The organism is Arthrobacter sp. KBS0703 (assembly GCF_002008315.2).
Taxonomy (GTDB): domain Bacteria; phylum Actinomycetota; class Actinomycetes; order Actinomycetales; family Micrococcaceae; genus Arthrobacter.
Map to the genome: position 1 here is coordinate 3,955,527 of NZ_MVDG02000001.1, position 25,415 is coordinate 3,980,941.

A 25,415-nucleotide genomic window follows, 5' to 3' on the forward strand; every position below is an offset into this window, starting at 1 on the left:
CGTGATCCACAGACACCTTAAGGGTTTTAAGCCCATTAACCGCGGTTGTCCCCTTAACTGTCCACAGGGTTATCCACACGTGCCTGTTAATAAGGTTAAGAACCGCGGGTCAGGAGTCGCGCTGCTGCTGCTTGATCCGGTTGGTCAGCTCGGTGACCTGGTTGTAGATCACACGGCGCTCAGCCATAAGCTCGCGGATCTTGCGGTCGGCGTGGATCACCGTGGTGTGGTCCCGGCCGCCGAGTTCCTGGCCGATCTTGGGCAGCGACATGTCCGTCAGCTCGCGGCACAGGTACATCGCGATCTGACGGGCCGTGACCAGCGTCCGGGTCCGTGACTTGCTGCAGAGCTCTTCCATGCTGAGCTTGAAGTACTCGGCCGTCTGCGTCAGGATCTGGCTCGAGGTGATCTCCTGCGCGCCGTCATCGGTGATGAGGTCCTTGAGGACCATCTCGGCCAGGGCAACATCCACCGGCTGGCGGTTGAGGCTGGCGAAGGCCGTGACGCGGATGAGGGCGCCTTCGAGTTCGCGGATGTTGCTGGAGATCTTGGAAGCGATGTATTCCAGGGCGTCGTCCGGAGCGGAGAGACCTTCGCTGAGGGCCTTCTTCCGGAGGATGGCGATGCGGGTTTCGAGTTCCGGCGGCTGGATGTCGGTCAGCAGGCCCCACTCGAAGCGCGACTTCATGCGGTCCTCGAAGCCGGCCAGCAGCTTGGGCGGCTGGTCGGACGTGATCACAACCTGCTTGTTGTTGTTGTGCAGGGAGTTGAAGGTGTGGAAGAACTCCTCCAGGGTCCGGTCCTTGCCGGCGAGGAACTGGATGTCATCGATCAGCAGCACATCCACGTTGCGGTACGTGGTCTTGAAGCTGGCGCCCTCATCGTCACGGATCGAGTTGATGAAGTCGTTGGTGAATTCCTCGGAGTTCACGTACCGGACGCGGATGCCGCTGTAGAGGCGCCGGGCGTAGTGGCCGATCGCGTGCAGCAGGTGGGTCTTGCCCAGTCCGGAGTCGCCGTAAATGAACAGCGGGTTGTAGGCCTTCGCGGGCGCTTCGGCCACCGCCACGGCGGCGGCATGGGCGAACCGGTTCGATGAGCCGATCACGAAGGTGTCAAAAACGTACTTGGGATTCAACCGGCCGAACTCGTGGGAAGTGCTCGGCAGCATGGGCTGCGGCTTCAGTTCCACCGACGGGTCGGCAGCGAGGGAAAGCTCGACGGCGGGTTCCGGCTCTTCGTGGACGGGCACCAGATCGGTGTCAACGTCGATGGCGCAGCGGATGTCGTCTGAGAAAACATTGCGGAGCGCGTCGTCGAGTGCGTCCTTGACCTGGGTCTGCAGCACTTCCCTGGTGAGTTCATTGGGCACGGCCACGAGGAGGGTGGAACCGATGAGGCCCTGCGCCTGGGCCAGGATGACAAAGCCGCGCTGCCTCGGGGAAACACGGTCGTCCTGCTCAAGAAGGGTCACCACGCGCCGCCAGGAACTTCCGACAGTATTGGCGTGGTTGGCTTCGTCTACTGTCATCAATCGGGTTCCTCAAAGCTTGCTTACCTGCATTACATGCAGCCGCAAGCCTGGATCCAGGGTGCTGTCCCGGCTTCATCCACAGGGTTATGCACAGTCCGTGGATAATCGGCTACTGGGCCACTCTAGGGGATGAAAAGGCCAGAAGATAGCTGGGAAGTGGCTTGTGGATAATTACACCGTTGTGGTTCGAAAAAGGGGCTTGTGACCCACTTCATCCACAGGCTGGGGACACCGGTTAGCCACAGTTGGGGAAAGGTGGCGGGCCACCTCCCGGTTTGACTCGGGGTCGCAGTTTGGCCTAACGTTGTGGAGTCCTTTGTGCCTGCTTTCTGACCCCATTTTGACCTTCCAGACGCCCAGCGTTCCGGGAAATCGGGGGAAGCAGACACATACAAAACTTAGCGTCGGCCAGTTCTTCCCCTTTTTTGATCGGGTGGGCGCACCTTTGATCCACTGGAGTAACTAACGTGAGCAAGCGGACTTTTCAGCCGAATAACCGCCGTCGGGCCAAGAAGCATGGCTTCCGCCTTCGTATGCGCACCCGTGCAGGCCGCGCCATCCTGGCCGCCCGCCGCGGCAAGGGCCGCATCGAACTGTCGGCCTAAATACTGACTCGTCGGTTATCTTTCCTTTGCGAGTTTAACGGTGCTGGCCACCAGGAACCGTCTGAGGACTTCAACCGATTTTTCAACAACTGTACGTTCCGGCGTCCGCAATGGACGCCGGAACGTAGTCTTATATACGGCAACTATCGGGGCCGATGAACCCAGCAGAATCGGGTTCATCGTTTCCAAGGGTGTCGGGAACGCTGTTGCCAGGAACCTCGTTAAGAGGAGACTTAGGGAAGCCGGTGCTGTCTCGCTGCGCGAGTACGGTACCGGGTTCGCTATTGTGGTGCGTGCCCTGCCTGCCTCGGCGACTGCCAGCTGGCAGGAACTGCTGGCGGATTACAACGCTGCCTTGGAAGTAACCATGAGGCGGCTGGGTGGCCGCCATCCAAAGTCGGCTGCATTGCGATCGAACGGAACAACACAGGAAGGGACACAGCGTGTTTGACCTGACTGGCGCCGTCGTCCCTTTCCTTAAGTCCGCTGCAGCGGCTGCCGGCAGATTCGTCTGGAACCTGCCGCGCAATATCCTCATTCTTCTGCTGATGGCCTACCGCAAGGTGATTTCGCCCTTGTACGGGCAGGTCTGCCGCTTCTTTCCTTCGTGCTCGGCCTATGCGCTGGAGGCAATCACGGTTCACGGAGCCGTCAGGGGAAGCTGGCTTGCAGCCAAGCGACTGGTGCGCTGCCACCCTTGGAACGCCGGCGGAGTGGACCATGTCCCCGCCGGCCACCGCGAATGGCCAGACAACCAGACCCCCACAATTGTTGTGCTGAACAACCCGGATAAGTACCTGGCTGCTCGGACTGATGGAGAAGGCCGCCTTGCGGCCTAACGAATAGGGATATCGCATGGACATCTTTGGAACAATCATGGCTCCGTTCAAGTGGCTGGTTTCAGTCATTATGGTCGGCTTCCATGACGGACTGAGCTTCATCGGCTTGCCGGCCGCGAACGGCTGGACATGGACGCTGTCCATCATTGGACTGGTGTTGGTCATCCGTGCCGCCCTGATCCCCGTGTTCGTCAAGCAGATCAAGGCACAGCGAGGCATGCAGTTGCTGCAACCTGACCTGAAGAAACTGCAGGACAAGTACAAGGGCAAGACCGATCAGCTGTCCCGCCAGGCCATGGCGCAGGAACAGATGGCCATGTACAAGAAGCACGGGACCAACCCGTTCTCGGCGTGCCTTCCGATGCTGATCCAGATGCCGTTCTTCTTCGCCCTGTTCCAGGTGCTCTCCGGCATCAGTACGGCCAAGGCCGGCGGCCAGGGCATCGGTGCCATGAGCGTCGAGCAGGTCAGGCAGTTCGACGAGTCCAGCATCTTTGGCGCTCCGCTCTCCGCATCCCTGCTTCACGGCAGCACCGCAGGCGGTGAGGTTGCCGTTTGGATCCTCTCGATCGTGATGATCCTGGCCATGACGGCGTCGCAGTTCATCACGCAGAAGCAGATCATGGCCAAGAACATGTCCGAAGAGGCCATGGCCAGCCCGTTTATGCGCCAGCAGAAGATGATGCTCTACATCCTTCCCCTCGTCTTCGGCGTCGGCGGAATTAACTTCCCCATCGGTGTCCTCATCTACTGGACCACCACCAACCTGTGGACCATGGGCCAGCAGTTCTTTGTCATCCGCCGCATGCCCACGCCGGGATCCCCCGCCGCGAAGGCCCTGGCCGAGCGCCGTGCCGCGAAGGGCCTGCCGGTGCTCCCCATCCTGGGAGGCAAGAAGGCCGACGCCGAGGCTGAGGCCGCTGCCGCCGCTGCGGTTTCGGAAGCCCGCAGCCAGCGCATACAGCCACAACGTAAGAACAGGAAGAAGAAGTAATGTCTGTTGAGAGCTCTGAGCACGCACTTTCCGCTGATGTCAGCGAAGACCAGGACGACGCCACCGAGGCAGTGAACGCCGGTAAGGGTACGTCTGCGAGCCGCCTTGAAGAAGAAGGCGACGTTGCGGCCGACTACCTGGAAGAACTGCTTGATATCGCCGACATCGACGGCGACATTGACATCGAGGTCCGCAACGGACGGACCTACATCTCCATCGTCACCGAGGAAGAATCGGCCGGCCTGGAGAACCTGGTGGGCAAGGACGGCGAAGTACTGGAAGCACTCCAGGAGCTGACACGTCTTTCGGTTCTTTCCGCAACGGAAAACCGGTCACGCCTGGTGCTCGACATCAACGGGTACCGCAAAGAACGCGCGGGCCACCTGCAGAAGATCGCCGAGGATGCCGTTGCGTCCGTCAAGGAAACCGGTGAGGCCGTCGCACTGGAGCCGATGAGCGCCTACGAGCGCAAGATCGTGCACGACGCCGTTGCCGATCTCGGGTTCGTAAGCGAGTCCGAGGGCGAAGGCGCCGGCCGGCACATCGTCGTCTCTGCTGACTGAACAGCCGGCTGGACTACTGATGGTGGAAATTACTGCGGCCGAGCGCCAGGCAGCGGAAAAGATCTTCGGCGATCGCCTTGGCCTGGCCGAGCGGTATGTGGAGCACCTCGCCACGTCGGGAACCGAACGTGGACTCATCGGTCCCCGGGAAGTTCCCCGGCTGTGGGGACGCCACGTCCTGAACTGTGCGGTTATTGAGAGCGAAATTGCGCACGGAAGCCACGTGGCCGACGTCGGCAGCGGAGCCGGCTTGCCGGGCCTTTGCCTGGCCATCGCCCGCCCGGATCTGGAGCTGACCCTCATTGAACCGCTGGAGCGGCGGGTCATCTGGCTGCAGGAGGTAGTTGACGATCTCGGCCTGAGCAATGTTACGGTTATGCGCACCCGGGCCGAACTGGCTGTCGGGATGGTGAAGGCGGACGTTGTGACCGCCCGGGCAGTGTCGGCGCTGAGCAATCTGGCCGGCCTGACTATTCCGCTGTTGGATGGCGACGGTGAAGTCGTAGCCATCAAGGGGCGAAGCGCCGCCGAGGAAATTGAAAAGGCCGCCAAGGTGATCCGCAAGCTTGGCGGTGTGCAGACTTCCGTAGTGACAGTGGGGCAGGATCTGCTGGAGGAACCCACCACCGTCGTTCGAATTGTAGTGAAGAAGACGCGAAAGATCGTCTAGCCAAGGCCCGTTGCCACAGGTCTTGGGGGCGTAGCGGTTAGGCTAGAGAACGGCAGCAAAAGCCGAACGAGAGTGAGTGTGTCCCAGTGACCAGTAGCGAAACCTCCACGCAGCGGATCCCCCCGTTCGTGTCCTTGGGGTCGGCGCGCGCCTTTGGTGTACCCTCGGTCGCTATGGCTTCGAATCACTTGAATTCGGTTGCGGTCCTGAACGCGTCGAAGGTTTCACGTGAAACACCGGCCACCGGCAACGTACTGGACACCTTGGACGACTCAAGCCCCATCGCCCGCGAACTTGCGCATGAGAACAAGCGCCGGGAGAGGCTCCTGGGCCGCAATCTCCCGAAGCCCGAGAAGACCCGCATCTTCACAGTCTCAAACCAAAAAGGTGGCGTGGGGAAGACCACCACCACGGTCAACATCGCAGCCGCACTGGCTGCCGCCGGGCTGAACGTCCTCGTTATCGACATCGACCCGCAGGGAAACGCTTCCACCGCGCTGGGCATCGAACATCATGCTGAAGTCGACAGCATCTACGACGTCCTGATCAATGACATGGCGCTGGAGGACGTCGTGGCTCCGTGCCCCGACATCAGCAACCTCATTTGTGCTCCTGCCACTATTCACTTGGCAGGCGCCGAAATCGAACTGGTGTCCCTCGTGGCCAGGGAGCAGCGACTCCGCCGAGCCATCGACGTTTACGCCAAGTCCCGCCAGAAAAAGGGCGAAGAACGCCTGGACTACATTTTCATCGACTGCCCGCCGAGCCTTGGCCTGCTGACGGTGAACGCATTCTGTGCTGCGGGCGAGGTCCTGATCCCCATTCAGTGCGAATATTATGCGCTGGAAGGCCTCAGCCAATTGCTGAAGAACATCGAGATGATCCAGAAGCATTTGAATGCTGATCTTGAAGTTTCCACCATTCTGCTGACCATGTATGACGGCCGGACCAACCTGGCCGCGCAGGTGGCCGCGGAGGTCCGCCAACATTTCCCGGACCAGGTGCTGGGTGCCGTTGTCCCGCGCTCTGTGCGCATTTCCGAGGCACCCAGCTATCAGCAGACGGTCATGACGTACGATCCATCCTCCAGCGGCGCCCTTTCCTATCTGGAAGCCGCAGCGGAAATCGCTGAGCGCTAGAATTTTCCAAACACTGCAACAGCCGGAGCCAGGCATAGCCGGGCTCTTCCAATGGAGGGATTTATCCATGAGCGATAAGCGACGCGGGCTCGGTCGCGGTCTTGGCGCACTCATACCAAGTTCCGCCTCCACCAACGCTGCGGGTAGCGGAACAGCGCCGTCACGCCCCGTGGACCTTTTCTTTCCGGAAGCGCGCAAGTCTGCGCCCGCAGAGGCTGATACCGCTGTTGAACCCTCGACCACCACGCCCGGCCGCTCTTCCGAATCCAAGGGTTCTGCAGCTGCCGGCACCGGAGAGACGACCGAGAAGACCGTGGACAAGCGGCGACCGGCTGCTTCCGCCTCGAAGTCCGAGCCTGCTGCGGCGACCCCGGTGAAGCCCAAGGGTGATGTGTCCGCCGAGGATGGTGCCGGATCGGAAGATGCTCCAGTAGGGGGCCTGCGTGCGGCCGGCAACGACGTCGAACTTGTTGAGGTCCCGGGTGTCCGGTTTGCCGAAATCCCCGTTGGTGATATCCACCCCAACCGTAAACAGCCCCGTACCGTCTTCGATGAGGACGATATGGCAGAGCTGATTCACTCAGTTCGGGAAATAGGCGTTCTCCAGCCAATTGTGGTGCGTACCTCAACCGAAAAAGGTGGCGAACCTTATGAACTCGTCATGGGCGAGCGCCGATGGCGGGCGGTTCAGGCCGCAGGCTTGGATACGATTCCCGCAATCGTCCGTGACACCACCGATGACGACCTGCTTCGCGACGCACTCCTGGAAAACCTGCACCGCAGTCAGCTCAACCCGCTCGAAGAGGCCGCTGCCTACCAGCAGCTCCTCGAGGACTTCGGCACAACTCATGAGCAGCTCGCTGACCGCATCGGCCGCTCGCGCCCGCAGGTGTCGAACACGCTCCGCCTGCTCAAGCTGCCACCGCTGGTACAGCGCCGCGTGGCCGCCAACATCCTCTCCGCAGGGCACGCTCGGGCACTGCTGTCATTGCCGGACGCGGCAGCCATGGAACGCCTTGCACAGAAGATTGTGGCCGAGGGCATGTCCGTGCGAGCCACGGAGGAAGCGGTGACCCTCCATCGTGAGCCTGCCGCACCGGCGAAGAACAACATTCCCCGCCCCGGTGCGCGCCACGAACGCCTGGATTATCTCGCTTCCTCACTTTCCGATCGTCTTGATACAAACGTGAAGATTTCGTTGGGCGCGCGAAAAGGTCGCGTTAGCATCGAGTTCGCCAGCGTGGAAGATCTGAACCGAATCATGGATGTGTTGGCCCCTGGGGCCGAGAACTAGGAATTCCGCACTACCGAGGGCCCGTTTCACGTGAAACGGGCCCTTTCCTTTTGCCCAGAGTGTTCCGAACTGGCCACTGCCCGGTGGAACTGTTGCTCGCTGGCGGGGCCGAGTCGGTCGATCAAGGTCGCGGCCTCTCCGTGACTGCGCAGCCAGGCAACTGATCGCATTTGTCGGCATCGCCGCCATACCGTCGCGTGCCGCGGTCTTTGCCGGTGCAGGCTGGCACCTTTGATGCGTTCCATTTTGAAGTTGCGGGAAGTGTTTCGGTGGACAGCATTTCCAAAGAACAACAAGCGCGTCTGAGTTTACGGGGTGAGCGGATGCATACGAGACCGCTACCAGGCAGGCCGTTGCCTGGTTCGTGCACGGCGCTGAGGTGCCCAAATGGGCTGCAGGGCCAATTTTTCTGTCTCCGTTGGTGTCCGAATCTGTCACTCTCTGCGTATCCAAGGCCGTTCAGCGGGCGTCGGAAACCTTACGGATCGACACAACCGCAGTCTGACCCGCACCCGATTGCCCTTCTAGTTCGGGGGCTAGGCACCTATCAGCCGCGTCGCAAAGTGCTGGCGGTCCTCCGAGTCGCCGGGACTGGTCTTCCACTTGCGGCTTTCCGAGCATGTTGGGGCTGCCCAGCGCATTTCGTACTCCGGGTAGCCTCGAAATGCCGCCACACTGCTCCTCGCGGGTGCAACGCGCAGCGGTCCACGTAGTCGCGACGTGGCCCTCTGTGCTTCCGCCGGCGAGGGCATAGAGGATCTCGTGGCTGCTTGCCTTGGGCGCAGACAGTGTCTACCAGCCGCGATCGTCTTCGGGGTGCGGGCCGGCTATACAGGACGTCCGGACCGGCCTCGGGAGCGGCGTGGCCGCTGGATTCCTCTGTTCGGGGCGTCGTTTGCTGCGGAGAGGCGTAATCCATGTGGCTCCCCCAGGTTGTTTCACGTGAAACGGTCCTATCCGGGTCCGAAATTCGGGCGTCCCAACTTCGTGCCAGGTAGCACCGGATCACATCGGCCCTCGCGGGGCGATTGGCTGTTCGACTCCGAAACGAACACAAAGTTTGCACCCTTCCCTCGAGGGAAGGAACGCTATCAGCGGTCTACACACGATGCCGGCGACGATCGCACGTCTATGTGGAGGCGTCGGAACGGCGGAAATGCTCATGGTCGGACCGTCTGGTTCGCGAGAGACCTCCACCGTGTCTACAGGGTGGTGGATCGCGGTGCCGTGCGCCCCGCCAGCGAACGACAGTCAGGAAGATGGCCGGGCATACACGCCAACGGACGGGCCGCCCTCGGGCCGCCATGCCTGCCTTCGGACTGCTATCGGGGGTGCAGCAGCGTCTGCTCCCGTCTCCCAGTCGTCCAGCGCTCTGGCGGCCCAGGACTCTCAACCCTGCGGAAACTTGGACGTACGAGATTGCTGCAGGAAGTCTTTCGGCTATGGAACGCCGTGAGTGCTCTAGCTTGCCGTCGCAGGATCGCAGGATCGCAGGATTGCCACAAGTCATGGGACTGCACCATCGCCAGCCGGGTGCGTTCCGTGCCGGCCGCATAGGCGCGATTCGAACCAGGACGATCTTGCTGGCGGTCCTGGAAAACCGGCAGGCCGTGAATCATCGTAAATGAACCGTCTCGTCTAAGGCGTGGGGACGGTGCCCTCCATTGCGCTGATAGCCTCCGAGGACGCCTGTCGCGACAGTCCCGGCTTCGATGCCGCGGGAGTTGTTGCGCGATCGAAGGATCCTGTCGCCGGCCCAGAGGACTCCGAGCACGGTACTGCCCGTCGAACATGGAGAGTCCCTTGGGCGCTGAGCTCGTCTGGCGGGGCGCGGCCAAAGCTGCCAACGGCGGGACGCTCAGACGGAGACCTACGGATCGACGCCCCTGTATCCATGGCGCGCATCACCGAGTTCGCACTCCCCGGCACGTGCTGCTGTTCACGGCTCTGTCCTCTGCCCGCGTGGCATACTGGGCCGCTGGCCGTCCTTGGAACCCCTCACCCGTATCAGAGGGGCCGTGTGAGTGCGGAGCGGCCACGAGGGACCGGAGGCAGAGGTTTCACGTGAAACCCTAGTAGCCGGATGGTCGCTCTGGTCATTGCCAAGCCCGATGCATCTGTAGTTCCCTCGGCGGTAGAGCACGACGGTCATCCACCATGGTGCAGGGAGCTTCAACCAGCGCACGTCGGCTCTCGCTTCCCGCAAGGACAGTGGCTTCGCCGCCCTGGATACCGACGTTTCACGTGAAACGTCCGTGCGGCCGACGCGGGCGTACCGAGAGGACTGGACGGGTCAGGCGACTACGTAGACCGACCACACCACTCGGCGCTAGTCCACAGACTCGTTGTCGGTGCGTTCACTCCCCTGCCTCTTGACGTCGTGAGTAGTGGCTCATATTTGATCTCATGATCGTCATAGCGACAGGTGGTGGCAACGCGCTCTGTCTGAAGGTGTCCATCATGGGGTTTATCGTGGAGTCCAGGAGTCCAGGAGTCCAGGAATCCAGAATTGCGGAATCCAGCTCCCGCCTCTCGGTGCGGGTCAGTTGATCGGTGTCCGGACCCGGCCTTGCAGCCATGCCCGCATTCCTCCCAGATGATCGTGTTTGGTGGGTCATCCAGGAATGACGGTGCTTCCGTAGAGACAGCATACGATCCGAAAACTTGCCGCGATGTGCGACCCTCGTTCGAAGCTGACCAGAGACGGGCCTCGCCAGGGGTCTAGCAGCGACGTCGAGAGGTCACCGTGGGGGCTGTTGGGCCAGTGGATATTGCGGTGGATATCACGGTGGATAAACCTGTGGATAACTCTGTTGGTAACGAGCCCCGCCCGGTTCGCCCGGATGGTTAGACAATTGAGCAGACTGGCGCAACGCCGAGTTCGGGTTAGGTGCCCTTTCCCGGTGTCGGCTTCGTGTTTCACGTGAAACAGGCAGGCCGCGAAATATCGAGACCGGAGACTTGCAAGATATTGAGAAATACGGCGTGAGTTTAAGCGGAATCAGTTTATTTTCCTTGGTACCAGGCGAGGCGGCGGATCGGAACAGGAAAGCGGTCCCCACGCCAGTCCCGGAACTGGCCTTCGGGTGCCCCACCCCGGCGCCGTATCGGTTTCCCTTTCCGGGTCCGACGTGACACAATGCGCGCCGGATACCATTGTGGAAAAGTCTGTGGATACTGCTGTGGATAAGACTGTGAATAATGTCATGCTGCGCCTGTGGGAAAGTTCACGACTCAGGCGTGCAGCGGGAGGCTCAGCGGTCGCCGACTACTGACTTGATCCTGTCAGTTGATGCTGCCCGCACGAGTGCATCCATCGCGAAGCCGCAAACGCACAACCGAAGATCCCGAGTGCGGAGCCGTTTCCCGTGGCGACGCCGCCGTTCGCGACGGAATCCCATGCAGGCGAATACACATGTTCTGGTCGCTATGCTCCAGTCGGGAATGCTGGCTTGTCGCCGCGTAGCGGTAGACCAAATCCGCGATGACCGTGGTCCCTCGCGCGCTGATTGGTGGAAAGGGCAGTGGATCTCCCAGGCAGTGTTGAGGCCACTGGGCACGAGTGCGTGTGGGGCTGGGCCTGTGACCTGCGAAGGACACCCAGTGTATGGACTAGGGCATGGACTGACGCCGACTATGATGCGACTGCTGAACCGGCTGACTCGTGAGCAGCTTAGCGCCGATGCCTCCTCGGATGCTGACGGGCTGCATCAATATGGAACCCGGCAGAGAAGCGACTGGGTGGACAGCAGCGGGCAGCGGGCGGCGGGCAACAGGCAGTGGGCGGGGCGTTATGTGGAGGTACGCCGGTGCGTGCCTCAGTTGTCGATGGTTGGGTGCGTCAGAGAAGACTTCCGGCCGACGGGTGGGTCTCTTTCGGTGATGTGTCCTTGATGCGCCGAGGACGGCCCGGTTAGTAGGCGCGCCGAAGACCAAGCCCCGTTCACGAGCCCGGAGAGACATCGGCAGTCCCGCACCGGAACTATTCGACACTGTCCGCGGAGACCAGAGCCCCTAGGACTCCGCTCGGGGGCACGACGCCGCCGTCCGGGTATGTACCTAGGCTTCCTGGCCTCTCTCAAGGCAGTGCTGGCAGATGGCCGGTTGGCATGTCGCCCCCGCTTCGTTCCGCTTCTTGTAGTGGGCCTGGTTCTTTTGTGGCACTGCGTGTGGCAGCTAATTCCGGGATAGTGGAATCGGCCCCTTGTGCCGCAGCGCCTATTGGTGGCAGCTGCATCTACCGGTGAGGGCCGCCCTTGCGCTGGTCGGTGCATCATGCCCGATGCCCCACCTAGCTGCAATAGCCGCCCGGCGCCTCCTAGGAGATGCTCTTAGGAGGTGCCAGCCTCCAGCTGTGAGACCGACGCCCCAACGATATGGGCCACGCCGATGGGACAGTACGGTGGCGGTCAATCGTGGTGTTCCGGTACATATGCATCCGCGCCACATGGAGTGGCTGTTGTCTTGGCTAGGCGAACGGCTCGACGTAGGGGCATGGACTTGGAGAGCCCAATTACGGAGCCGCTGCCGACTGAGCCAGTGACGCGCTCAGTTTCCCGATGATATGGCGTTGCCCGCGATGCAACCGCACGCAACAGTGGATGTAGCCCATACACTGGAGCCGCTTGTCTCATGCCTCAGCGCAGGTGCAGGCCCTCCGTCTTAGACGCTGATGTGGTCCACGAGGATCGCCACACGATCACCGTTTCACGTGAAACAGCGACCGATCGCGACCCAGGTTTTGCCCCGCTGATCCATGAGTACCGTACCGACGGGAAATCATCGACTCCGGCACCCTACCCACCGCCGGGCCACCGTTGGGGAATTAGCATGTTTCACGTGAAACAACGCGTGCCTTGTGGTGTTGCCTAACTGCCAGACTGCTGGCCCCTGGGGTCCTGTGGTGGCTCTCGCATCGCCACTTCGTATATGCGGCTCACGAATGAAGCCTCTTCGTAGCACTTTGGCCAGTTCCAGGGAGGACCATGGTGTCTCAGAAGATGATGGGTGGTCCGGTGATCTTTTCGACTGGAATGGCCAGCTCGTTTGCAGAATCTGCTTCTGAACTGTCGCCTACGTGGAGGTGACTCCATGATGGACGCCCAGGCTCCTACGCGAACTGTGCGTACCGTCGCGGGTACGAAGCGGTCGGACTAGCAAATAGGTATCCACCAGCGGGTCGAGAGCGTCGAGTCCTCCTTGCAGTCCCTTCAGCTCTGCCCTCTGAGTGGCTACCGGAAGGGGACCTGGGCCTGGCCAGCTCGCCCACTCGGCGTGCCGGATGACCGCCGGCCCAAGGGGCGGAAGTCCCGGCCTCTCCAGCTGCTTCTGAAGGAAAGTGAGGAGAAATGTCTAGGCAGGAAGCCCGGCGATTGATTTGGCGTTGGCCACCTAGGCTCCCGAACCCGGTCCACTGGGGACCAGGTAGCGGCCTCAAATGTGCTGGTCGACCGGATAGGCGTCCCTGACGGTTGTCCAATCATCTGAAATGAGTTGTATGTCATTGGTTTCCGGATTTGCTCCCATAGACCGCGGGGCCGCTCGATGGGGGCGGCCTTTTCCCGCGAGCCGCTCAGGCGCGGACCGTGCGCTTGTCGCGACTTGTGGGTCCCTCTGTGGCTGGCGCGTTCCCAATGCCAGGATCCCATTGTTGGTGTGCCTACCTGCGGGAGGAGGGGCGACGGCTGATGTGGGAGCCCGGGATTCGGTAGGGCGGGTGGTCAAAGGGAGGGGACGCCGCCGAACTGGTGTGGCCCGCATTCACCGGCTGCGGGCTCGCATGGTCGTTGCCGGTTTAAAGACGCGCCCGGTTCAAGGAATCGAACATCTTCGTTGGTAGTCGCGCAGGAGGCCCGCATGTTTCACGTGAAACATGGATTCGACAACCGCTAATTCCTCCTGCCGGCCGAATCGCGCAGGAGCGCGAAAACTACGACGCGTTCGTACGAAGTGCTGATGTTTTCGGACCTCACAATCGGTCGCTCGACGGTGGCGTGCCATGCTCGCAGATCCGGGCGATGTGCAGCCATGGCCGGTGAGAACGCCGTGGAGGAAGCTGTGCAGGAATATGCAGAGAACGTGGGGTAGTGCCTGGGGATGTCGGTGGAGCCTCTGGGGTGGCAGAGTGGAGACTCGGCACTCCGCCCGATCCTGCGCATAATTCAGCCGGCGGCGACCAGCATGGTGCTCTTTGGCACTTTCTTAGGTTAGAGTATCGAATCGCCGCCCTGGGTACGAACCACTTTGATAGGGACGAGGGACCGGCGTGCGATGTTTCACGTGAAACGAACTGCACCCACCACTGCAACCTGTGTAGGTACTCATGCATTGACGGCTATGCACGTCGGAGGCCATGAAGCAAGCCATCCCAGCCGTACCGCTGGCCAATGCTAGTGGCAGCGGACGTCTGAAGTCTATCCTGCGAAAATATAGACGATGCACAACGGATAATCGTTGCACTTGAGGGTGGATTGGGCACAAGAGAGCCGACCCGGCCCACGGGCTTACGACCGTGCGGTGCGGCAGCTGTCCGCAGAAGAAGAACGCAGCCGACAGCACCCCAACCGCAGTCCGAGCAAAGCCTGTACTGGCAGGAGATTAGTCCAAGGAAGGCCGGACACGTGGAAGGCCTCGATCGAATGACGCCCAGTGAAAATCCGCACGCCCCGAGAAAATGTGCCGGCCCCGTGACAAGTCACCGCCTGGGTCCACTTCCCCGGTTCAAACAAAAGTGGCCACCACTCCCCTGGAGTGGTGGCCACCGGTCCGTCTCCGTCTCAGCTGCCTGTCTCAGCGTCAGCCGAGCAGCGCCGTCGGCTATCCCGTTAGAGAAGTACGACGCTGTCTAGGACAGGACGTCCGCGAATTCCTTTTCGAAGAACTGCTTCGGCTTGGCGCCGATGACCGTGCTCTTCACTTGGCCGCCCTGGAACAGGTACACGGCCGGGATGGACGTGATGCCGTACTCTGCAGCGATGGCGGGGTTGTCGTCGACGTTGACCTTGACGACATTGACCTTTTCGCCATACTCCACGGAGATCTCATCCAGGATGGGGCCAAGCTTGCGGCACGGGCCGCACCATTCGGCCCAGAAATCCACGATTACCGGCTTGTCGGCGGCCAGCACGTCCGTGCTGAAGCTTGCGTCTGTTACGTCTTTTGCGTTGCTCATAACCCTTGTCTCTCTCTTCGAACGGTGGTCAGCGCCGGTCAGGCGTGAAGGTCAGCGAGGTAGTGTTCGACGTCAATCGCGGCGACACAACCTGAACCGGAAGCTGTGATGGCCTGGCGATAGGTCGGGTCCACGACGTCCCCGGCAGCGAAGACACCCTTGACGCTGGTCCGGGAGCTGCGGCCCTCAACCGCAATGGTCCCGGCGGCGGTCATTTCGAGGGTGTCCTTGACCAGTTCGGTGCGGGGGTCGTTTCCGATGGCGACGAAAACGCCGGTGACGGCCAGCTCAGATTCGGAGCCGTCGATCAGGTTCTTCAGCTTCAGGCCGGTGACCTTATCTCCGCCCAGAACGTCCTCAACCGCCGTGTTCCAGACGAAGTTGATCTTCTCGTGAGCCTGGGCGCGGTCGCCCATGATCTTGGAAGCCTTCAACGTATCCCGCCGGTGAACGACAGTGACGGACTTGGCAAATTTCGTGAGGAACAGCGCCTCCTCCATGGCAGAGTCGCCGCCGCCGATGACGGCGATGTCCTGGTCCTTGAAAAAGAAACCGTCGCAGGTTGCGCACCAGCTTACGCCGTGGCCCGACAGGCGCTTCTCGTTCGCCAGACCGAGCTCGCGATACGCCGAACCGGTGGACAGAATGATGGCGCGTGCCCGGAAGGTCTCCCCCGTGGCGATGGTGACCGTCTTGATGTCGCCGTCGAGCTCCAGGGCCGTGACGTCCTCAAACTGGATTTCCGTCCCGAAGCGGGCGGCCTGCTTTTCGAAGTTCTCCATCAGGTCCGGACCCATGATGCCTTCGGGGAAACCGGGATAGTTCTCGACGTCCGTGGTATTCATCAGCTCGCCGCCGGCCGTGACGGAACCGGCCAGAAGCAGCGGCTTCAGGTTCGCGCGTGCCGTGTACACGGCGGCGGTGTAGCCTGCCGGACCCGAGCCGACGATGATGACATCACGTACTTCTGAGGCGCTGTTTTCTGCGTTGCTCACTGAACGGTGAACCTCTTCCTTAGTCGATCCGCCAGCCTTGCGGCCGGCCACATGGCACAACTGCTTGGCGGTGCCGAATATTCCAGACGTGGTGGAGGCCCGGTGAAGACGCATTGCCTGCACGCACACACCATCACAGGACGTCCCCCAAGGTTACCGTCTCGGAGAGAGCCAAGGCCTTCCTGTTACACGAACAGCGAGGGGCGGGTGCCAGGCCTACCGAAATGCCTACTGGACCTTGATTTCGGCAAGCCGGAGGCCGTACCCGTATCGGGTCTTGGGTGCGGCGAGCTTGGGCAGGGTCTTGATGGTCACGATCACGTACTGCGCAGTGACCGGTTCAGCCAGCGGCATGGTGAGATCGGGCGAGGTGAAGCTGTTGGAGCCCACCTGCTTGGCGCCGTCGAGGGACGGGCGGTCGTTGGTGAACACGCTGATGCTTCCGCCGGACGCACCCAACTGGTTCAACGTAATGGAGGAGACCTTAGAGGGACTCTTCAGCTTGACCACGAGGGGAACACCGTCCGGAGCCAGGCCGCCCCAATCCTCCGTGGCGAACTCCATGTCCGACCAGTAGCTCGCTGCGTTGCCGTCGAAAACCTTCTTGAGATCGGCGTCGTACGTCGAGGCGAAGTCGAAGCTGCCCTGGCGGGTGATGCCCTCAATGGACGGCGGCCCAGCTGCCGGAGCAGTGCTCGGGGTCGGTGACCCGGTGCCGGACTGCGCAGCCGACGACGGCGGCACGGTTGATCCTGCCGTCGCTTCCGGTTGCGGCGCGGACTTGAAGAGGCTGCCAAGGTTGGTCACGGCAAAGATGAGTCCAACGATCAGGACCGCTGCCAGCAGTCCCCCGACAAGCCAGCGCATGGAACGGGGTTCGCGCTGCGGTTCGTCGTCGTCATCGTCGTAGTCATAGCCGGCCGCAGCGGGCACACTGCTGGTCCTTGCCACGGCGGGGAAATTGCCCGCCCGCCTGTCCGTTTCATTTTCGACGGGTTCGTCGTCGGAGTGCTGGTCCTCGGGGGCGTAGTCGTAGTCGTCGTTGGACCACAGGGACACCTTGGGGGCGTCCTGGCCCGTTTCCGAACCGACGCCGTCGCGTGAGCCGGATGCCGCTTCCGGGGAGCGATTGGTCTCGCGCTGCAGCAATGCCTGTTCCACGTTCTCACGCTGAACGGGCTGCGGAGCAGTGTTCTCGGCGGAACCGGGCTGCTGCCGTCCCTGCCCGGCAGCGGCCGCGCCAGCCGCCGCTGCGGCGACGCCTGCAGCGGCTCCGGCAGCAGGAGTCGCGGACGGGCGGGCCGGCGGAAGAGGAGGCACGACAGGGGCTTTGCGCACGGGCGCAGTGGGAGCCTGGGCCCCTGTTCCGTGTTCAGCTGTGCCCGCGGCGGTGCGGCCGGCTGCCGGGCTGGGCACACCGCCGCGATGCTGTTCAGCCTGCCGGGGCTGGTTGTCCCCGTAGTTGATGTAGCCGGCGTCGATCTCTTCGTCGTCGTCGTACGTTTCCGGTTCGTGCGAGCGGGCTTGGCCGAAGATCTCGCTGCCGAGGGTGTCCGTGAAGAACGGTTCAACGTATGGCGGGTTGGAGGAAACCACCAGGTCCAGCAGGTCCGCAGCGGACGTGTGATTGGTGATGAGGTAGGTGGTGGCGTCGCTCACACCGAGGTCGAGGATCTGCACGCTCCCGGGACGCTCGCCGGTGGCCACTTCACGGGCGCTCTGGGCTACCTGATCCGCATTGTGCGGGCCGGCCACCAGAATGCTGACCGGGCGGTTCAGCACCTGGTCGACACCGTCCAGCACCAGATCCTGGTCATGCGAGGTCAGCACTGTGGCCGTGACCTTGTAGCGGCCGCCAAGTACTGATCCGACATCGATCGGGTGGGACACGTGTTCCTCCTAGGCTGTCCGGGAATTGCGCGGGCCCGGCGAATTCTCGCCGTGGGAAAACCTCCAGCAAGCCGGCTGACCCCTGACCTGCAACTACCCTTGTTCTGTTCCGATCCTAGCCGATGCGGTGCAACGGCCGAGGGAGACAGGGCTGGACAAGTCCCCTTGCCGTTACTTTTTCTTCTTCCGCCTGTGCTTGAAATATGGGTTCTGGCCGGGTGTTCCCTGGAATGTCCGGCGTCCGGGGAGCGGGATCTGTTCCCGCAGGGCGTTCCCGCGGGCGGTGCTGGGCACGTCCTCTTCCGGCAAGTAGGAGGCGGGCTCGTCCGCGGACATGCCGTCGTGTGCTGGTTCCGGTTCCGGCTGGGGAGCCGGCCCGGCGCGGAAGGAAGCCGCATCGAATTCGCCGGAAATTCTTGGGATCAGGCCGGTGTCTGTCTCTTATACACATCTAGATGTGTATAAGAGACAGCTCCGGCCTCGGACGCCTTACAGCGGACGCGGCTGCACCGCCCGCCGAGTCCGCACCAGCGGGCCCCGCGTCAGCGGATGCCGTGGCAGCCGCCGGCGCCCGCCGCCGCGGCCCAGGCGTCCCAGCAGCGGCCGCAAAAGATCACGCAGTTCGGTGACGCGGAACAGCTTCAGCAGGAGCAGATAAACGGTCAGCATGATGGGCCCGACGACGACGATGGTCACCAGTGCGGCCGGGCGGCTGCTCCAGGCGAAGCCAACGGGACTGTAGCTGCCCAGCAGCCACAGGGCGCCTACGCCGGCCACAGCCGAACCGAGGGCGGCGTAGCCCATGCGGATGTACGAGTTGGCGATCCGGGGTCCGTCGAGATGCCCCAGGAGCCGGCGCAGGAAGAACGCGCTCACGATCACGGACAGGATGTTGCCTGCCGTGTAAAGGATGGCGATGGCAAAAATGATCTGGTTGTACGGCAGGAACTGGATGAAAAATGCCGCCACAACATTGACCAGCGCGAGGACCAGCTGGATGTAGAACGGAGTCCGGGCATCCTCGTTCGCGTAGAAGACACGGGACATCATGAAGTTCGCGCTCATGAACGGCGTGCTCAGCGCCAGGATGGTGAGGGTCTGCGCCAGCAGGACACCGTCGGTGGAGTGTCCGCCGGAGAAAAACATGCCCAGCGGACCCGCCAGGGCGAACAGCGCCAAGGCCCCGAAAACGGTCGCCACGGCCATGGTCCGCAGGCCGTGCGACAGGGCATCGCGCAGTTCGTCGCGGTTCCCGTCCTGGGAGGCCCGGGTCATGCGGTTGAACAGCACGGTGGCCAGGGAGAGCGCGATGATCGAGTGCGGCAGCAGGTACAGCTGGCTGGCCACCTCGAGCACGGCGTTGCCGGGCAGCATCGCGGCGCCACCGTTGTCCCCCGCCTTCTGGAGCCGGAGCCGCTCGGTACCGGGAATGGTGGCGATGCGCATGACGTAAAGGAACGCCAACTGCCCGACGGCGGCCGTCAGGAGCGTCCAGACGCTTAGTCTTGCGGCGTGGCCGAGCCCCACTCCGCGCCAGCCGAACCGTGGGCGGAGCCCCAGCTTCAGCCGGAACACCGGGACCAGCAGGATGGCGGTCTGGGCAATCACGCCGATCGTGGAGAACCCGGCGACGAAGAACGTTTGGGAGTCGCCCCAGTTGTCCAGCGAATGCGTATTGGTCACGTTGGCGCCGAAAATCCAGATGAACATGCCGAGGCCGGCGATGGCCACGATGTTGTTCATTATGGGCGCCCACATGGCGGGCCCAAAGGCGCCATTGGCATTGAGGACCTGGGTCAGCAGGGCATACAGGCCGTAGAAGAAGATCTGCGGCAGGCACCAGAAGGCGAAGGCAACGGCCAGCGACTTCTGCTGCGGCGAGTAGCCCTGGGTGGTCAGCTCGATGACCGAGGGGGCCAGCAGCGTGACCAGCAGCGTCAGGGACAACAGCACAAGGGCGGCCAGCGTGAGCAGCCTGCTGATGTAGTCCGCTCCCCTGTCAGGAGCCTTGCTGGCTTTGATGATCTGCGGGACCAGCACAGCGTTGAACACGCCGCCGGCAACGAGTAGGAAGATCAGGTTAGGCAGGTTGTTGGCGTTGATGAACGTGTCATTGACCGTGGAGCCCAGGCCGAGGGCGGCACCGAGCATCCACGTCTTGCCGAACCCCAGGATCCGGGAGACCAGGGTGCCGGCGGCCATGACGGCGCTGGAGCGGGCCTCGCCGGACTGCGCCGCTCCGGACTCGCCGGAGGGCACCACACCGGAGGGTGTTTCGCCCTGCCGCGCGGAATGCTCGGAAGATGGATTGGCTGCTGACATCGTCTTCATCGTCTCACCCGCGTACGCCGAACGCCGTAATCTTCGGGGCGCCGGTACGTGGCCTTGGCCGTTCAGAGGTGCTCGGGCAGGACTTCGCGGGCGAGGTCCGCGATGCGGCGCTCGTTGGGGAAGGAGAGTTTGCGGGCAAGCTCGTGAATGGGAATCCAGGCAACATCCACCGCTTCTTTGTCAGGATCGTTCTCGATGGTGAGCTCGCCGCCCGTCGCCTGCAACAGGTAGTGGTGCACGGTCTTGTGCACGCGGTGCCCGCTGACGGTGAACCAGTAATCGATGCTTCCCAGCGGGGCCAGGATCTTGCCGTCGATGCCGGTCTCTTCGGCGATCTCGCGGACAGCAGCTTCCTCGTTGTTTTCCCGGCCTTCGGGATGCCCCTTCGGCAGGCACCATTCAAGGCGTCCGCCCCTATTAAGGCGGGCGATGATCGCCACCCTCAATTCGCCGTCGGACGTGTCCACCACGACGCCACCGGCGGAGATTTCCTCAACGGTGGGAAGGGAGGCCGGCGCCGAGTGCGGGGCGGGCGCGACGTGGGCACCTATTGCCGACGGCAACGGTGGGTTCGTCCTCCTGCCGGGAGCGCTCGGTACGGGATGGGCCATGAAGTCCACTCTAACGACTCTTGCCCCTTGGTGATGACCGGAACATGACTTCCAAGTGGACTGCATGTGACGGACTTTCCCGCCGACGTCCCTCAATGACCGCCATTTGGTGTGGTTGGGGATGGTTTTCTGACAAGCTTAAGTAACTATGGCGCACGCACATCAAAAGACTGATCTCCACACCGTCGACTTCCAGGTGGACCCGGTGGTCCTGGAGCTCGGGCAGCGGTTCGTGGACGCCGGCCATGAGCTGTCACTCGTCGGCGGACCCGTCCGCGACCTCTTCCTGGGCCGCACGTCCCCGGACCTTGATTTCACCACCGACGCCACCCCGGACCAGACTGTCGCGCTAATCAAGAAATGGGCGGACAACTTCTGGGAGATCGGGCGCGCCTTCGGAACGATCGGCATGCGCAAGGCCGGCTTCCAGATCGAGATCACCACCTACCGCGCCGAGGCCTACGATCCGGAGTCCCGCAAGCCCGTAGTCGCCTTCGGGTCCTCGCTCACCGATGACCTGCTGCGCCGCGACTTTACGATCAACGCCATGGCGCTGCGGTTGCCGTCGATGGAGCTCATCGATCCCTTCGGCGGCGTCCGCGACCTCCACGCCTCGGTGCTGGCCACGCCCGGCGCCCCCGAGGCGTCCTTTTCCGACGATCCCCTGCGCATGATGCGCGCTGCACGCTTCGCCTCCCAGTTGGGCGTGGCCGTTCATGACGACGTCCGGGTTGCCATGACCCAGATGGCGGAACGCATCAGCATCATTTCCTCCGAGCGGGTGCGCGAAGAACTCGTCAAGCTCATCTGCGGCAGGCACCCGCGCGTGGGCGTCGACCTGCTGGTGGACACCGGCCTGGCCGAGTTCGTGCTCCCCGAGGTGTCCGCGCTGCGCCTTGAATCCGACGAACACCACCGCCACAAGGACGTGTACCAGCACTCCCTCCAGGTACTGGAGCAGGCGGCATCCCTTGAGACGGACGACGACGGCGCGGTGCCCGGCCCGGACTTCATCCTGCGGTTCGCCGCATTGATGCACGACGTCGGCAAGCCGGCTACGCGCCGTTTCGAACCGGGCGGCGCCGTGAGCTTCCGGCATCACGACATGGTGGGGGCCAAACTCACTGCGAAGCGGATGAAGACCCTCCGCTTCGACAATGACACCATCAAGGCGGTCGCACGCCTCGTGGAACTCCATATGCGCTTCTACGGCTATGGCGAGGCCGGCTGGACCGACTCTGCCGTCCGCCGCTACATCACCGACGCCGGCCCCCTGCTGGAGCGCCTGCACCGCCTGACCCGGTCGGACGTCACCACGCGCAACCAGCGCAAGGCCGAGCGGCTGTCCTTCGCCTACGACGATCTCGAAGCACGGATCGAGGCGCTGCGCGAGCAGGAATCCCTGGAAGCTGTACGGCCGGACCTGAACGGCGCCCAGATCATGGCCCTGCTGGGGCTCAAGCCCGGACCTGTTGTGGGAAGGGCGTACAAGTACCTGCTGGAGGAACGGATGGAGCACGGCCCGCTGGATGCGGCAGTCGCCGAGTCCCGGCTGCGCGCCTGGTGGGCCCAGCAGCCCGAATCAGCCCCCGAAGCACCGGAGCCCGCCGCTCCGAGCGCTACGGCGCCGGACCCCGCCAAGTCTCCCGCCGCCGTCGAACCTTTCCCAACCGAGGAGTCCTAAGTGAACGCCGCCAACATCGCCCGTCCCCAGCTCTGGATACTGCGGCACGGTGAAACCGAATGGTCCAAGAGCGGCCAGTACACCGGGCTGACTGACCTTCCCCTGACGGTGGAGGGCGAGCAGCAGGCAGTCGAGGCACGGAAGATTCTGGACAGCGTGGACTTCGACCTCGTGCTGACGTCACCGCTGCGCCGTGCACGCCGTACCGCGGAACTCGCCGGCTTCCCCGATGCCGTCCACGAGCCGCTGGCCGTCGAATGGGACTACGGCGACTACGAAGGCATCAGCTCAGACCTGATCCGGAAGGACAACCCGGAGTACCTGATTTGGACGCACGGCGTTCCGAACGGCGAGAAGCTGAGCGACGTGGCGGCCCGGGCCGACAAAATCGTGGCGCGCGTCCTGGAGTCCGGCCTGGACAATGTCCTGATCGTGGCCCACGGCCACTTCTCGAGGATCCTCACCGCACGGTGGCTTGAACTCGCCCCGGAGGAGGGCAGGCACTTCATTCTTGGCACCGCGAAAGTGTGCACACTCGGTTGGGACAAACGGACGCCTGCCATTGTCCGCTGGGGCCTCTAAGAAATAGATTCCTGATGAATCTCCAATTCGTTTAGGAATTAAGTAGTCAAGGACGCCATTCTTGGTGTAATTTTATTTCTGATCCCAGTGCGGCTTGCCAGGGTCACGGCGCGCGTTGTCCGGCCAGTCAGCTGGTGCAACGGCAGAGCAGAAAAGGAGGTTGGGAAAATGATTACTTTGACTAGCGGATGGAAGTTGACCATCACCGCGTTCCCGGCCTTCGTTGCTGGACCGCGCCCTCTTCACGGACCCGCCCACTCCTGATCCTCACGCTCCTGGTGCCTGCACCAGGGAGGCGCTAGCAGGAACCTAATCCCCCTTCCTGGGGATTTCCGGGCCACGGCGGTCTGATGTAGCGGAACCCCGCGGTTGCGCAGCACCCCCATAATTCGGAACCCTGCTTCTTGTTGGGATCTGCGGCGTTACCGCTTCGGGGGCCATTTACCGCTTTTGCGGAATTCTCTTTCAATGCACCGGGCATTCCTGTGCCCATTCCTGGCCATTCTTTGAAGAATTCAAGTGGCCTTAATTGCCATGCCCGAATTTACCGATCCCTGTCCATCGGTAAACCCGCCTCATTTCAGCCCGAAGCCCAAGGATCCGACATGACACCCAGCAGTACCACCGTCGTCGTCGCCGCCGACGCCGCCAGCCGCCCCACCAGCCCAGAACGAAAGGAGGTGAACGCCATGCTCCGCAGGCTCAAGGAAGTACTTTCCCTCCGGAACTCAGGACTGAACCAGCAGCCCCGGTTCAACGACCGGCTGCTAGACCAGAACCGGGAAGACGTCTACGTATTAATGCACCAGCAAATGAGCAGCATGCGCTGACGCCGCGTCCACCAATTTCCTGCCCAGCAAGGAGGAACTGATGGATTGCTTTGGCCATCACGCTCCGCAGGGAGCCCGCGCGGCTACGCGCGGGCTCTCGCCGCGTTTACGGGCATTTGTAGGATACGAGAAGCAGCCGCTCGGAGAGGCGCCGTTCGCCTTCCTTGCAGCCTGCGGCCGCGAACACGGATAGGTCCGCGTGGTCATCTCCCCCGGCGCCCACGAACCAAACCTGGCCACGGCCGACCAACTGCTGCCGGGACACCGGAACGTTGGTTCCCCAGAGCGTGCCGGATGCCGCCGGGGTCGAATCCAGCGAAAGATCGCGCACGTCCGCGAACGCTTCCGGATACGCCAGGGCGGCGTCCCTTTGCTCCGGCCGTTGGTACACGACGCTGGCGGGATGCCCGGACTCCGCCGCAATGATCGCGGCGATGTGCCGCTCGGTGTCACCGGGCTCATTGATGAAGCTCTTCAGTGTCGCCTGCGGCACGAGGCTCGCTCCAATGACCACGGCCGCTGTGATGGGGAGCAGCCGGATGCGGCGCTGCCGCAGTTTGTCCAGCTGGCGCAGCCTTTCCAGTCCGAGGCCGACAAGCAGAGCAAACGCCGGCGCCGTGAAGGTCAGGTACCGGGCCACATAGACGGGTTGGGCGAGGACGCTGATGACAAGAAGCCCGCCCATGGGGATGACAACGCCGCTCAGGCAAACCACGGCCAAGGTGCGCAGATCCGCGGACCTCGCGGCGTATGCCACCCCGACCGCAATGAGGGCCAGCTGCGTAATGGCCAGAACGACGACGACCGCCAACACCCACTGCGGCGGCAGGTTTCCTGTGGGCCTGTCGTCGCCGTAGAAATACTGCTTGACGGCAGCGACGGTGAGGTTCTGGATCAGGGAACGGTCCTGAATCCACGCCACCTGCGCCGTCTGTTTCATGGCTGCCAACAGGAACGGCAGAACCACCGCCGCCGCGATCCCCGAGGTAAGGAGCGTGGCGAGAACGCGCCTCCGCAACACCAGGGCTGCGACAGCATGGGCAACGATAGCCAGGGCGAAAAACATGAAGACGAAGACGCCGAGCGAGGCGCACGCTCCGTAGAGGACCCAGTCGAGGACGCGGTTGGACTCCCAGGCGCGTACCAGCAGCAGGGTCAGACAGACGGCAATCAACGCAGAGACGGCGTATTGCCGGGCTTCCGTGCCGGCCCACACCATGCGCGGAAGTACCGCGAGCACGAGTCCGGCCGCGATGCCGATGGCGTTCGAACCGACCCTTCGGCCGATGAGTACAGTGCCACCGCAGGCCAAACCGGCAGCCATCGCCGACGGAACACGGAGCGCAACCTCGGAAGTTCCGAAGACGGACGTCCACAGATGCATGAAGAAGTAGTAGGCCCCATGAACGGCGTCCACCGATTGCAGCAGCGTCCACAGTTCGGCCGGTGACCGGTCAGCGGCCGAGATGGTTGCGATTTCGTCATTCCAGAACGACGGAATCCACGATCCGGTGAAGGCAACCAGGAACCCCAGGACCGCGATGGATGCCGGTGCGATTTTGGGATTTAGCGACCCGGAAGATTGCCGCCCGCGCCGTGGAAGGTCGCGAAAGATTTGGCGTGAAATGACGAGTCCCCCTGTGAGCAAGCCGGTGCGTTGAGCCTATACGGGCGCTGTTCAAG

At 62.7% G+C, this 25,415-nt stretch carries 17 protein-coding genes and 1 pseudogene; 11 read left to right on the plus strand and 7 right to left on the minus strand.

Annotated features, from left to right (window positions below; translation table 11 throughout):
- Positions 1-109 precede the first annotated feature (109 nt).
- Positions 110-1,531 (minus strand): chromosomal replication initiator protein DnaA, encoded by a 1,422-nt coding sequence (gene dnaA / locus B1A87_RS18375; protein ID WP_078028428.1) that lies wholly within the window; start codon positions 1,529-1,531, stop codon positions 110-112.
- Positions 1,532-2,001: 470 nt separating this feature from the next.
- Between dnaA and rpmH the strand changes: the two genes are divergently transcribed.
- The 8 genes from rpmH (at position 2,002) to B1A87_RS18415 (ending at position 7,638) form a co-directional block, all read left to right on the plus strand.
- The gene (gene rpmH, locus B1A87_RS18380; RefSeq protein ID WP_062008104.1) at positions 2,002-2,139 is read left to right on the plus strand and encodes a 50S ribosomal protein L34; all 138 of its coding nucleotides are present in this window, start codon (positions 2,002-2,004) and stop codon (positions 2,137-2,139) included.
- 40 nt (positions 2,140-2,179) lie between these two features.
- Positions 2,180-2,590, plus strand: coding sequence for a ribonuclease P protein component (rnpA, locus tag B1A87_RS18385; protein WP_078028427.1), 411 nt, complete (start codon positions 2,180-2,182; stop codon positions 2,588-2,590).
- Positions 2,583-2,978 carry a membrane protein insertion efficiency factor YidD gene (gene yidD / locus B1A87_RS18390; RefSeq protein ID WP_395940258.1) on the plus strand — a complete coding sequence of 132 codons (396 nt, stop codon included), beginning with the start codon at positions 2,583-2,585 and terminating at the stop codon, positions 2,976-2,978. Before rnpA ends, yidD begins: the two co-directional genes overlap by 8 nt.
- Before the next feature lie 16 nt (positions 2,979-2,994).
- Positions 2,995-3,972 (plus strand): membrane protein insertase YidC, encoded by a 978-nt coding sequence (gene yidC / locus B1A87_RS18395; RefSeq protein WP_078028425.1) that lies wholly within the window; start codon positions 2,995-2,997, stop codon positions 3,970-3,972.
- Positions 3,972-4,535, plus strand: coding sequence for a R3H domain-containing nucleic acid-binding protein (locus tag B1A87_RS18400; RefSeq protein ID WP_078028424.1), 564 nt, complete (start codon positions 3,972-3,974; stop codon positions 4,533-4,535). The genes yidC and B1A87_RS18400 overlap by 1 nt, the downstream gene beginning before the upstream one ends.
- 19 nt (positions 4,536-4,554) lie before the next feature.
- The gene (rsmG, locus tag B1A87_RS18405) at positions 4,555-5,205 is read left to right on the plus strand and encodes a 16S rRNA (guanine(527)-N(7))-methyltransferase RsmG (protein ID WP_078028423.1); all 651 of its coding nucleotides are present in this window, start codon (positions 4,555-4,557) and stop codon (positions 5,203-5,205) included.
- A gap of 86 nt (positions 5,206-5,291) precedes the next feature.
- On the plus strand, positions 5,292-6,344 hold the full coding sequence (locus B1A87_RS18410) for a ParA family protein (protein WP_078028422.1): 1,053 nt from the start codon (positions 5,292-5,294) through the stop codon (positions 6,342-6,344).
- 67 nt (positions 6,345-6,411) lie between these two features.
- Positions 6,412-7,638: a ParB/RepB/Spo0J family partition protein gene (locus B1A87_RS18415; protein ID WP_078028421.1), complete on the plus strand. Its 1,227-nt coding sequence runs from the start codon at positions 6,412-6,414 to the stop codon at positions 7,636-7,638.
- Positions 7,639-14,482: 6,844 nt separating this feature from the next.
- Here the strand turns inward: B1A87_RS18415 and trxA are convergent.
- The 5 genes and pseudogenes from trxA to B1A87_RS18440 all read right to left on the minus strand — a co-directional run bounded on the left by trxA (position 14,483) and on the right by B1A87_RS18440 (position 20,636).
- A complete protein-coding gene (trxA, locus tag B1A87_RS18420) occupies positions 14,483-14,809 on the minus strand; it encodes a thioredoxin (RefSeq protein WP_078028420.1) in 327 nt (108 codons plus the stop codon).
- Positions 14,810-14,847: 38 nt separating this feature from the next.
- On the minus strand, positions 14,848-15,804 hold the full coding sequence (trxB, locus tag B1A87_RS18425) for a thioredoxin-disulfide reductase (RefSeq protein WP_078028419.1): 957 nt from the start codon (positions 15,802-15,804) through the stop codon (positions 14,848-14,850).
- Between the two features lie 228 nt (positions 15,805-16,032).
- Positions 16,033-17,694, minus strand: coding sequence for an ABC transporter substrate-binding protein (locus B1A87_RS18430; RefSeq protein WP_144275873.1), 1,662 nt, complete (start codon positions 17,692-17,694; stop codon positions 16,033-16,035).
- 171 nt (positions 17,695-17,865) lie between these two features.
- Positions 17,866-20,016, minus strand: a pseudogene (murJ, locus tag B1A87_RS18435) (murein biosynthesis integral membrane protein MurJ).
- Positions 20,017-20,087: 71 nt separating this feature from the next.
- Entirely contained in the window at positions 20,088-20,636 is a 549-nt protein-coding gene (locus tag B1A87_RS18440) for an NUDIX hydrolase (RefSeq protein WP_260680947.1), read from the minus strand.
- 148 nt (positions 20,637-20,784) lie between these two features.
- Between B1A87_RS18440 and B1A87_RS18445 the strand changes: the two genes are divergently transcribed.
- The 3 genes from B1A87_RS18445 to B1A87_RS18455 all read left to right on the plus strand — a co-directional run bounded on the left by B1A87_RS18445 (position 20,785) and on the right by B1A87_RS18455 (position 23,732).
- Positions 20,785-22,320: a CCA tRNA nucleotidyltransferase gene (locus B1A87_RS18445; RefSeq protein ID WP_078028416.1), complete on the plus strand. Its 1,536-nt coding sequence runs from the start codon at positions 20,785-20,787 to the stop codon at positions 22,318-22,320.
- Complete coding sequence (locus B1A87_RS18450; protein ID WP_078028415.1) at positions 22,321-22,902, plus strand: histidine phosphatase family protein; 582 nt, start codon at positions 22,321-22,323, stop codon at positions 22,900-22,902.
- Between the two features lie 605 nt (positions 22,903-23,507).
- Positions 23,508-23,732, plus strand: coding sequence for a hypothetical protein (locus B1A87_RS18455; protein ID WP_078028414.1), 225 nt, complete (start codon positions 23,508-23,510; stop codon positions 23,730-23,732).
- Positions 23,733-23,838: 106 nt separating this feature from the next.
- Here the strand turns inward: B1A87_RS18455 and B1A87_RS18460 are convergent, their stop codons facing one another.
- Positions 23,839-25,380, minus strand: coding sequence for a glycosyltransferase family 39 protein (locus B1A87_RS18460; RefSeq protein WP_078028413.1), 1,542 nt, complete (start codon positions 25,378-25,380; stop codon positions 23,839-23,841).
- Positions 25,381-25,415 lie beyond the last annotated feature (35 nt).

What these genes read in the sequence shown, in the direction of transcription:
- dnaA (WP_078028428.1), bottom strand. Translation starts at nt 1,531, where the DNA reads ATGACAGTAGACGAAGCCAACCACGCCAATACTGTCGGAAGTTCCTGG.
- yidC (WP_078028425.1), top strand. Translation starts at nt 2,995, where the DNA reads ATGGACATCTTTGGAACAATCATGGCTCCGTTCAAGTGGCTGGTTTCA.
- B1A87_RS18400 (WP_078028424.1), top strand. Translation starts at nt 3,972, where the DNA reads ATGTCTGTTGAGAGCTCTGAGCACGCACTTTCCGCTGATGTCAGCGAA.
- rsmG (WP_078028423.1), top strand. Translation starts at nt 4,555, where the DNA reads ATGGTGGAAATTACTGCGGCCGAGCGCCAGGCAGCGGAAAAGATCTTC.
- B1A87_RS18415 (WP_078028421.1), top strand. Translation starts at nt 6,412, where the DNA reads ATGAGCGATAAGCGACGCGGGCTCGGTCGCGGTCTTGGCGCACTCATA.
- trxA (WP_078028420.1), bottom strand. Translation starts at nt 14,809, where the DNA reads ATGAGCAACGCAAAAGACGTAACAGACGCAAGCTTCAGCACGGACGTG.
- B1A87_RS18440 (WP_260680947.1), bottom strand. Translation starts at nt 20,636, where the DNA reads ATGGCCCATCCCGTACCGAGCGCTCCCGGCAGGAGGACGAACCCACCG.
- B1A87_RS18445 (WP_078028416.1), top strand. Translation starts at nt 20,785, where the DNA reads ATGGCGCACGCACATCAAAAGACTGATCTCCACACCGTCGACTTCCAG.
- B1A87_RS18455 (WP_078028414.1), top strand. Translation starts at nt 23,508, where the DNA reads ATGACACCCAGCAGTACCACCGTCGTCGTCGCCGCCGACGCCGCCAGC.